The following is a 9,363-nucleotide window of genomic DNA, read 5'->3' on the forward strand; positions in this document are numbered from 1 at the left end:
CCGCCCGACGAGCCCTCTATCATCGGCTGCGTGGTGTTCCCGCAGCGCGTCAAGATGTCGGACGTGGCCCGTACCGCCGGCGTCTCGGTGGCAACCGTATCCAAGGTGGTCAATGGAAGGTACGGCGTGGCCCAGGCCACCGTCGAACGCGTCCAGCAGGTCATCCACGAGTTGGGTTACGAAGCCGACCTGGGTGCGCAGAGCCTCCGCAGCCACCGCACGAACGTCCTGGGCATCCTGGTCGCGGAGTTCGAGCCGTTCTCGACCGAGCTGCTGAAGGGGGCGTCCCGGGAGGTCGCCGGCAGCGGGTACCAACTGCTCGCGTACTCCAGCGGCGACGGCGACGGGGCGGCCATAGGGTGGGAGCGGCGGTCGCTGGCCCGCCTGTCCGGGACGCTCATCGACGGGGCCGTGATCGTGACGCCGACCGTGGTCGAGACCCGCAACGCCTTCCACGTGGTGGCGGTCGACCCGCACACCGGCCCGTCCGGCCTGCCCACCGTCGACTCGGACAACTTCGCCGGCGCCGTGCTCGCGACCAACTACCTGCTGTCCCTCGGTCACCGCCGCATCGGGCACATCAGCGGACGCCCCGACCTCGAGTCGGCGCGCCTGCGTGAGGCGGGCTTCCGCAAGGCCATGGCCGACGCCGGCGTGGCGGTGGACGAGCAGCTCGTCCGCGTCGGCGGGTTCCGGATCGAGAGCGCCGCCGCCACGGCGACGGAGCTGCTCGCCCTCCCGGACCGGCCGACCGCGATCTTCGCGGGCAACGACCTCTCGGCGATCTCCACCCTGGACGTCGCCCGGAGCATGGGTGTGGCGGTGCCGGACGACCTGTCGGTGATCGGCTTCGACAACATCCCGGACTCGGCGCTGGTCGACCCGCCGCTGACCACGATCCGGCAGCCGCTGCAACGCATGGGCGCCGAGTCGTTGCGCCTGCTGATCGACCTGATCGCCGGCGTCGACCGCGACACGCACATCCGGTTGCCCACCGAGCTGGTCATCCGGGCCTCCTGCCGACCCCGCCCCTGAGACCATCAGGCGATCCGGCGGGCGCTGTCGCGCACGACGAGTTCGGTGGCGAGTTCCACCCGGGGGCTGTCGACCCGCTCGCCCTGGGCCAGCCGCAGCACGGTGCGGGCGGCGAGCGCCCCCATCTCGGCGAGGGGCTGTCGGACGGTGGTCAGCGGCGGGGAGCACCACCGGACCTCGGGCAGGTCGTCGAAGCCGACGACGCTGACGTCGTCCGGCACCCGCAGGCCACGCCGGCGTACGGCCTCGTAGACGCCGAGGGCCATCTGGTCGCTGGCGGCGAAGATCGCGCTGGGCGGGTCCGGCAGCGACAGCAGCCGGTTGCCGCCGGCGAACCCGGCCTCGTGGTAGAAGTTGCCCGGCCGGATCAGCCGGTCGTCCACCCCAAGGCCGGCGGCCTCCAGGGCCGCGCGGTAGCCGTCGAGCCGCGCCCGGCTGCACATCAGGTGCGGCGGCCCGGCGATGAAACCGATCCGGCGGTGGCCGAGGCCCAGCAGGTGCTCGGTGGCGCGCAGGCTGCCGGCCCAGTTGGTCGCACCGATCGTCGGCGCCTGCTGCGGCGGCACCCCGGCCGGGTCGACGATGACGACCGGGATGTTGAGGCGGCGCAGCTCGGCCTGGAGCAGCGGCTCCAGGGTGGACGTGACGAAGATGATCCCCTCGGTGGAGCGGGTGCGGATGTTGTGCAGCCACTGCCGGGCCGACGAGCTGCGGCGGTGGATCGCGGACACCACGGTGCCGACGCCGGCCGCGTGCGCGACGTCCTCCACCCCGCGGATGATCTCGACCGCCCACGGGCTGTCCAGGTCGTTGAAGACCAGGTCGATCAGCCCCGAACTGGAGCGCATGCTCGGTGGGCGACGGCGGTAGCCGTGCCGGGTGAGCAGCTCCTCGACCCGGGCCCGGGTCTGCGGGGACACGTCGGACCGGCCGTTGACGACCCGCGAGACCGTCGGGATCGAGACGCCGGCCAGGCGTGCGATCGTCGCGATGGTGATCTTCGGAGCACCGTTCGAGGTCACCGGCCACCCTTCGACCCGGAAGTTTCATCGAGATGCCGATAGCTTTCCGTACCTCGATCGGTAGGTTATGACCTGCTCCCGCCCGGGTCAAGGCTCTGCCACTAATCGCCGTGACTCGATACGGTGGGGTATCGCGCTGAAACATCCGGACAGGTAGTTCCGGAAAGTCACCAGTGGATCGAGCCCGAGGAGTCGCAGATGTCGACCGAGATCGCCACCCCGCCCACCACCGCCCGGTCGATCCACAACCCGGTCCTCAGCGGTTTCCATCCGGACCCGTCGATCGTGCGGGTGGGTGACGACTTCTACCTGGCCACCTCGACCTTCGAGTGGTACCCGGGGGTGCGCGTGCACCACTCCCGCGACCTCGTCCACTGGCGCCCGCTCGGCGGGATCGTCACCGACCGACGGCTGCTGGACCTGCGCGGCTGCGGCGACTCCAACGGGGTGTGGGCACCCGACCTGACGTACCACGACCGGTTGTTCCACCTCGTCTACAGCGACGTCGCCAGCTTCGCCAGCGGCTACTGGGACCCGCAGAACTACCTGACCACGGCGCCGGACATCGAGGGGCCCTGGTCGGATCCGGTGAAGCTGCACGCGCACGGCTTCGACGCCGCGCTGTTCCACGACACCGACGGCAGCACCTGGCTGCTGAGCATGAGCGCGGACTGGCGCCCCGGCCGGGACCGCTTCGGCGGGATCGAGATCCAGCGCTATGACCGCGAGCAGCGACGGCTGGTCGGCGAGGCGCGGATCATCTTCCGCGGCACGGCGGCCGGGCTGACCGAGGGACCGCACCTGTACCGGCGCGACGGCTGGTACTGGCTGGTCACCGCCGAGGGCGGGACGAGCTGGGAGCACCAGGTGACCGTGGCCCGCTCGCGCCACCTCCTCGGCCCGTACCAGGCCGACCCGGACGGGCCGCTGCTCACCTCCGTGGACCGGCCGGACCTGCGGCTGCAGAAGGCCGGTCACGGCAGCCTGGTGGACACGCCACAGGGCGACTGGTACCTGGCCCACCTGGTGGCCCGCCCGTACTCGCCGCTGGGCGACTGCGTCCTGGGCCGGGAGACCGCGATCCAGAAGGTCGACTGGCCCGCCGGGGGGTGGCCGAGCGTTCCCGGGGGCGTGCCGGCCGACAGCGTCCCGGCGCCGGAGCTGCCCGCGCACCCGTGGCCGCAGGAGCCGGCGACCGACCACTTCGACGCGCCGCGACTGTCCCCCCACTGGTCGACGCTGCGCCGCCCGGCGAGCGCCGACTGGCTGGACCTGACCGCACGCGAGTCGCACCTGCGCGTGCACGGCGGGCAGTCGCCGGTCGGCCGGCAGACGCCCAGCCTGGTCGCCCGCCGGGTCGGCGCCGAGCGGTGCACGCTGGAGACGGTCGTCGAGTTCGAGCCGGTCGACCATCGACATCTGGCCGGCATCACCGCGTACTACAACACGGTCAACTGGCACCACCTCTACCTGACCCGGGCCGACGACGGCCGCACGGTGCTCGAACTGCTCAGCTGCGACCGGGGCCGGCGGACCGCGTACCCGGAACTCACCGTCGACGTCGGTCAGGCCGTCCGCGTCGGTCTGCGCGCCCGGTTCGACGGACCGGTGGTCCGCTTCGCCTACGACCTGGGCGCCGGCTGGCGGGACGTCCCGGTGGAGCTGGACGCGACGATCCTCTCCGACGAGCACGCCGCGATGGTCGTCGACGGCGAGCCGGCCGCCTGGGGGTTCACCGGCGCCTTCCTCGGCCTGTGGGTCCAGGACATCGGCGGCGACGGCGTCCACGCGGACTTCGACCACGCCACCTATCGGGAGCCGTGAGCCGGTCGGCGACGATTGACGAGCGACATCGACGCCCGTATGTTTCGGGTTTGATTCCGGAAGCACGTCCGAAAGTTTCGGAGGGAACCCTTGACGCTGAGACGTTGGATCGCCGTCGGCGCGGTCGCCGTGGCGACCGCCGCCGCCCTGAACGTCGCCCCCGCCGCCGCCGGCCACCGGCACGACCCGGCCACGCAGAGCCTGCGTGACCTGGCGCAGCGCCACGGCCTGTACGTGGGCACCGCGGTCGACATGGCCGCGCTCGCCAACGCCGCCGAACCGCGCTACCGCGAGCTGGCCGGCTCCGAGTTCTCCACGGTCACCGCCGAGAACGTGATGAAGTGGGAGAGCCTGGAGCCCACCCGGGGCACCTACAACTGGGGCCCGGCCGACGAGCTGGTCGACTTCGCCCGCAAGAACAACCAGCGGGTCCGGGGCCATGTGCTGGTCTGGCACAACCAGCTGCCCGCGTGGCTGACCAGCGGAGTCGCGGACGGCTCGATCAGCAAGGCCGAGCTGCGCCAGATCCTGCGCGACCACATCACCGCTGTGGTCACCCACTTCAAGGGCAAGATCTGGCAGTGGGACGTGGTGAACGAGGCGGTCAGCGACCCCTGGGACACCCCGTCCACCCTGCACTACAAGGGCTTCTGGGCGCAGAACCTCGGGCCCGGCTACCTCGCCGACGCGTTCCGCTGGGCCCGCGCCGCCGACCCGAAGGCGCTGCTGTTCTACAACGACTACAACATCGAGGCGTTCGGCTCTGGCAACCCGGCCGACGACAAGACGCAGTTCGTCTACGACATGGTCCGTGACCTGCAGGCCAAGGGCGTGCCGATCGACGGCGTGGGGGCACAGGGCCACCTGGGCACCCAGTACGGCAACTTCGACACGCTCCAGGTCCTCGCCGCCCTGCGCAAGTTCGCCGGGCTGGGGCTGGCCACCGCGTTCACCGAGGTGGACGTGCGCAGCCAGATCACCGACGGGGTGGAGGCCGGCGACTCCGCCGAGATCAACCCGAGGTTGCAGGCGTCCGCGGCGAACTTCAGCGTGCTGCTGAAGGCGTGCCTGGCCGAGCGGCACTGCCTGTCGTTCACGCTCTGGGGCTTCACCGACAAGCACTCCTGGGTGCCGGGCGCGTTCTCCGACCCGCCGGAGGGCCTGGCCACCGTCTACGACGAGAACTACCAGCCGAAGCGCTCCTACCAGGAGTTGAAGGCCGACCTCATCTTCGCCGGGCCGCCCTACGTGCTGCCCCGCATCCCGCAGCGCCCCCGGCGTTAGGCACGAACGCCCCCGGACGGCGGCGACGAGGGTCCCCGGTGCCGCGGCCGTCGAGGAACGGCCCGGCGCCGGGCGGCCCCCGTGTCCGTCACGCCGCCCGGCGGCGGCCGAGCTCGGACTCCAGCCGCCCGATCAGCGTCTTGCGGGCCTTGCCGCCGCGTTCCCGGCGCAGCGCCGCGTCGAGTTGACGCTTGTCGAGGCCCCGGACGAGCTTCACCGCCTCGGCCACCGGCAGCTCGTCCACCCGCTGCGCCGCGGTCGCGTCCCGGCGGGCCCGCTTCGCCGGGCCGGTGTTGGACACGTACTGCCGGCCGGAACGGGAGGTGCGCCGCTTACGGGTGTCGGTCTCCCGCCGTTCCTTCTCCGACAGCTCCTCCCATGCCTGTTTCGGCAGGTAACGGGCGGTCTCGCCGCCGTGCCGCGCGCGGGTGTCGCCCTCCCGGGTCTGCCACCGCTCGCCGCCCCAGCGCTGAAGGGAACGCTGCCGCTCGTCCTTCGGGCCCACGAAGCCCCCGCCACGCTTCTTGTACTCGTTCGTCACCAACTGCGACTTGCGGGCCGACCACTGCCCCGGCCGACCGCCCTTGTCGGAGGCCTTGACCTCCTCCTTGATCTGCTCCCGGAGCTCGGGCTTGGTGTACTTCGCCATGACGCAGCGTTACCCGCACCGGCCGCGGCCATGCCCGGTCGCCGGCCCCGGGGCCGCGGCGCCCGGCGGAGTTTGGCCGAGGGCCGCGGCGGAAAGAGTGGCGGGATGAGCTGGGCCAAGAGAGCCGTACCCGCCGCCGTCGCCACCGTGGCCGCCCTCGCCGCGCGGGACCTGCTGCAACGTGACCACGCGCTACGGCGCAACTTCCCCGTCCTCGGCCGCGCCCGCTACCTGATCGAGGCGATCGGGCCCGAGCTGCGCCAGTACATCGTGGCCGGCAACGACGAGGAGCGGCCGTTCACCCGGGACCAGCGACGCTGGGTGTACGCCTCGGCGAAGCAGGAGAACAACTACTTCGGCTTCGGCACCGACAACGACATCGAGCACACGTCCGGCTATCCGATCATCAAGCACCGCACGTTCGGCCGGGCCGTGCCGCCGTCGGCGCCGGGCGCGGGGCACGACGTGACGCTGCCCTGCGCCAAGGTGCTGGGCGCGGCGCGCGGACGGGCCGGCGCGTTCCGCCCGGAGTCGGTGGTCAACATCTCCGGGATGAGCTTCGGCTCGCTCTCCGGCAACGCGATCGAGGCGCTGAACCGAGGCGCCGCGCTGGCCGGCTGCCTGCAGAACACCGGCGAGGGTGGGCTGTCGCCGTACCACCGCAACGGCGGGGAGCTGGTGTTCCAGCTCGGCACCGCCTACTTCGGCTGCCGCGACGAGCGGGGCCGGTTCAGCCTCGACCGGCTCAAGGATCTGGTGGCGGGGGCGCCGGTACGGGCGCTGGAGATCAAACTGAGCCAGGGCGCCAAGCCCAGCCTCGGTGGCCTGCTGCCGGCGGCCAAGGTCTCCGCCGAGATCGCCGCCACCCGGGGCATCCCGGCGGGACGCGACTGCGTCAGCCCGTCCCGGCACGCCGAGTTCTCCGACTGCGACAGCCTGCTGGACTGGGTCGAGCTGCTCGCCGCCGAGACCGGCCTGCCGGTCGGCATCAAGTCCGCGGTCGGCGACATGGGTTTCTGGGAGGAGCTGACCACGCTGATGCGCGACACCGACCGCGGCGTGGACTTCGTGACCGTGGACGGCGGCGAGGGCGGCACCGGCGCCGCGCCGCTGATCTTCAGCGATTCCGTGTCGCTGCCGTTCCAGCAGGGCTTCTCCCGGGTCTACCGGACGTTCGCCGAGCGCGACCTGCACGAGCAGGTGGTGTTCGTCGGCGCCGGCAAGCTCGGCCTGCCGGACAACGCGGTGGTGGCGTTCGCGCTCGGCGCCGACATGGTCAACGTCGGCCGGGAGGCGATGCTGGCGATCGGTTGCATCCAGGCGCAGAAGTGCCACACCGACACCTGCCCGACCGGCGTCGCGACCCAGAACGCCTGGCTGGCCCGGGGCCTGGACCCGGCCCGCAAGTCGGTGCGCGCCGCCAACTACATCCGTACGCTGCGCCGCGACCTGGTGAAGGTGGCCGAGGCGTGCGGCGTGGAGCATCCGGGACTGATCGGCACCGACTCCGTCGAGATCGTCGACGGTCGCACCGCCTCCACCCCGCTGGACCAGGTGTACGGCTACCGCCCGGAGTGGGGTCTGCCGTCGGCCGCCGACCGCGCGGAGATCGCCCGGCTGATGACGGCCGAGGGGCCACGCGGCGGCAGCGCCCCGCCCTCCCCCACCGCCGTCGGCTAGGCAGGGCCCACAGACGCCGGGCCGGAAACCGTTCCGGCCCGGCGTCGCGGCGTCAGCCGCAGTAGCCGGTGGTCCACTGGTGGGACCGGAGCTTGTAGGTGCCCTGGAGGTTGCCCCGGTTCCAGCGGCGGGTGCAGCCGGCCCGGTCGTTGTAGTTGTTGCTGTAGTAGTAGACGACTCCCTGGTACGCCGTCGACTGGCCGTTGTTCCAGACCGACAGCACGTTGCTGGTCAGCGCCCAGGAACACTGGATATTGCCGTTCGCCCAGTCCGGGTCCGCGTCGCTCCAGGAGCACTTGCTCCCGGTGCCGTTCCAGCCGGTGTAGAAGCACACGTTGCCCGGGTCGCAGCTGCCGACCCAGTTGTCCGCGGACGCCGGGGCGGTCGCCCCGAGGACCGAGAGGACCGTGGCCGCCGCGGCCGCGGCGAACATCCGGACGCTCGTCGTGTGGAACATGACTCACCTCTCCGTCGGTTCGAACGTCGACGTCCCCCGTCCGGTCCACGACCGAATACGTCGACGTCCGTGCATGGGTTGTATCGTCGTCACCGCTTGTGACCGATCACCAGGCGAGCGACCGGCGAACGACCGGCGAAACGGGGGCAGCGTGCGGAAGGGAGCGTCGGGTGACGTTCGGCATCCTGCTCAGGGCCCACCGGCACGCCCGCAACCTCTCCCAGGAGGAACTCGCGGCCCGGTCCCAGGTGAGCGTGCGGAACCTACGTGACCTGGAGAGCGGCCGGATCCGCCAACCGCGCCAGCAGACCGTCCGCCTGCTGGCCGACGCGCTCGCCCTGACCGAGGACGACCGGCGTGAGTTCTACCGGCGGTCCCGGATGGCCGAGCCCGCCGCCCGACCCGCGCGTACCGTGCCCGCCCAACTGCCGCCGGACACCGCGTCGTTCACCGGTCGCGCCGAACCGCTGGCGGTGATGGACCGGCTGCTGGCCACCGAGGTCCCGGCCCGGGGCACGACCATCGCGGTGGTCGGACCGGCCGGCGTCGGCAAGACCACCCTGGCCGCCCACTGGGCGCATCGGGTACGCGACGCCTTCCCCGACGGTCAGCTCTACGTCAACCTGCACGGGTTCGACCCCCGCCAGGCGGCGCTCGATCCCACCTCGGCGGCCCACGCGCTCCTGCACGCGCTGGGCGTGCCGGTCCCGTCGATGCCCCTGGACGAGGTCGGTCGGACCGGCCTGCTGCGCAGCCTGCTCACCGGCCGGCGGATGCTGGTCCTGCTGGACAACGCCCGGGACGCGGCCCAGGTCCGTCCGCTGCTGGCGGCCACGGTCGGCTGCGCCATCCTGGTCACCAGCCGGGACCGCCTGGTCGGGCTGGTCGCCCAGACCTCCGCCCACCTGGTCCGGCTCGACCCGCTCACCACGGCGGAGGCGCGCCTGCTGCTGCGCCGACGGGTCGGCGCCGACCGGTACGACGAGGAGCCGACCGCGGCCCGGGTCATCGCCGACCGGTGCAGCGGGTTGCCCCTGGCGCTGGCGGTCACCGCCGCGCGGGTGGTCACCCGGCCGGCCGTGCCGCTGCGGGCCGTCGCCGACGAGATGACCCGCGCGCAACGGCTGGACGCCTTCGTCAGCGCCGACGAACCCACCGACCTGCGGTCCTGCCTGTCCGGCTCGTACCGCCTGCTCAGCCCGCCCGGCCAGCGCCTGTTCCGGTTGCTCGGGCTGCACCCGGGCATGGCCGGGGAGGCGGCGCTGGTGGCGCTCGCCGGCGGTGGGCGCGATCGCACGCTCACGGCGCTGGCCGAACTCGCGCGGGCCCACCTGGTCGAGGAGGCCGCCGATCGGCGGTGGTTCCTGCACGATCTGGTGGCCGCGTTCGCCGTCGAGCGGCTCGCCCACGAG

At 72.4% G+C, this 9,363-nt stretch carries 8 protein-coding genes; 5 read left to right on the top strand and 3 right to left on the bottom strand.

The window, feature by feature from the left end:
• The first annotated feature begins 30 nt into the window (after positions 1 to 30).
• Positions 31 to 1,035, top strand: a complete 1,005-nt coding sequence (locus B1205_RS03720) for a LacI family DNA-binding transcriptional regulator (protein WP_089154298.1) — start codon at positions 31 to 33, stop codon at positions 1,033 to 1,035.
• A gap of 5 nt (positions 1,036 to 1,040) precedes the next feature.
• Here B1205_RS03720 and B1205_RS03725 read toward each other — a convergent pair whose 3' ends face one another.
• Positions 1,041 to 2,057, bottom strand: a complete 1,017-nt coding sequence (locus B1205_RS03725; RefSeq protein WP_089154299.1) for a LacI family DNA-binding transcriptional regulator — start codon at positions 2,055 to 2,057, stop codon at positions 1,041 to 1,043.
• 198 nt (positions 2,058 to 2,255) lie between these two features.
• On the opposite strand from B1205_RS03725, the gene B1205_RS03730 reads away from it, so the two are divergent.
• On the top strand, positions 2,256 to 3,881 hold the full coding sequence (locus tag B1205_RS03730) for a glycoside hydrolase family 43 protein (RefSeq protein WP_089154300.1): 1,626 nt from the start codon (positions 2,256 to 2,258) through the stop codon (positions 3,879 to 3,881).
• Positions 3,882 to 3,971: 90 nt separating this feature from the next.
• Positions 3,972 to 5,165: an endo-1,4-beta-xylanase gene (locus B1205_RS03735; RefSeq protein ID WP_089154301.1), complete on the top strand. Its 1,194-nt coding sequence runs from the start codon at positions 3,972 to 3,974 to the stop codon at positions 5,163 to 5,165.
• An 88-nt stretch (positions 5,166 to 5,253) separates the two neighbouring features.
• On the opposite strand, the gene B1205_RS03740 is transcribed toward B1205_RS03735, so the two are convergent.
• The gene (locus B1205_RS03740) at positions 5,254 to 5,814 is read right to left on the bottom strand and encodes a DUF5872 domain-containing protein (RefSeq protein WP_089154302.1); all 561 of its coding nucleotides are present in this window, start codon (positions 5,812 to 5,814) and stop codon (positions 5,254 to 5,256) included.
• Positions 5,815 to 5,919: 105 nt separating this feature from the next.
• Here B1205_RS03740 and B1205_RS03745 point away from each other — a divergent pair, with 105 nt between their 5' ends.
• Positions 5,920 to 7,494, top strand: a complete 1,575-nt coding sequence (locus B1205_RS03745; RefSeq protein ID WP_089154303.1) for an FMN-binding glutamate synthase family protein — start codon at positions 5,920 to 5,922, stop codon at positions 7,492 to 7,494.
• Between the two features lie 52 nt (positions 7,495 to 7,546).
• On the opposite strand, the gene B1205_RS03750 is transcribed toward B1205_RS03745, so the two are convergent.
• Positions 7,547 to 7,951: a peptidase inhibitor family I36 protein gene (locus B1205_RS03750; RefSeq protein ID WP_089154304.1), complete on the bottom strand. Its 405-nt coding sequence runs from the start codon at positions 7,949 to 7,951 to the stop codon at positions 7,547 to 7,549.
• Between the two features lie 170 nt (positions 7,952 to 8,121).
• Here B1205_RS03750 and B1205_RS03755 point away from each other — a divergent pair.
• The coding region (locus tag B1205_RS03755) for an ATP-binding protein (RefSeq protein ID WP_217809743.1) at positions 8,122 to 9,363 on the top strand (1,242 nt) is incomplete at its 3' end.

The organism is Micromonospora sp. NBS 11-29 (assembly GCF_002140155.1).
Classification (GTDB): domain Bacteria; phylum Actinomycetota; class Actinomycetes; order Mycobacteriales; family Micromonosporaceae; genus Micromonospora.

Bases quoted from the DNA above. Each gene is read 5' to 3' on its own strand.
- B1205_RS03730 (WP_089154300.1), top strand. From the start codon at position 2,256: ATGTCGACCGAGATCGCCACCCCGCCCACCACCGCCCGGTCGATCCAC.
- B1205_RS03740 (WP_089154302.1), bottom strand. From the start codon at position 5,814: ATGGCGAAGTACACCAAGCCCGAGCTCCGGGAGCAGATCAAGGAGGAG.
- B1205_RS03750 (WP_089154304.1), bottom strand. From the start codon at position 7,951: ATGTTCCACACGACGAGCGTCCGGATGTTCGCCGCGGCCGCGGCGGCC.
- B1205_RS03745 (WP_089154303.1), top strand. From the start codon at position 5,920: ATGAGCTGGGCCAAGAGAGCCGTACCCGCCGCCGTCGCCACCGTGGCC.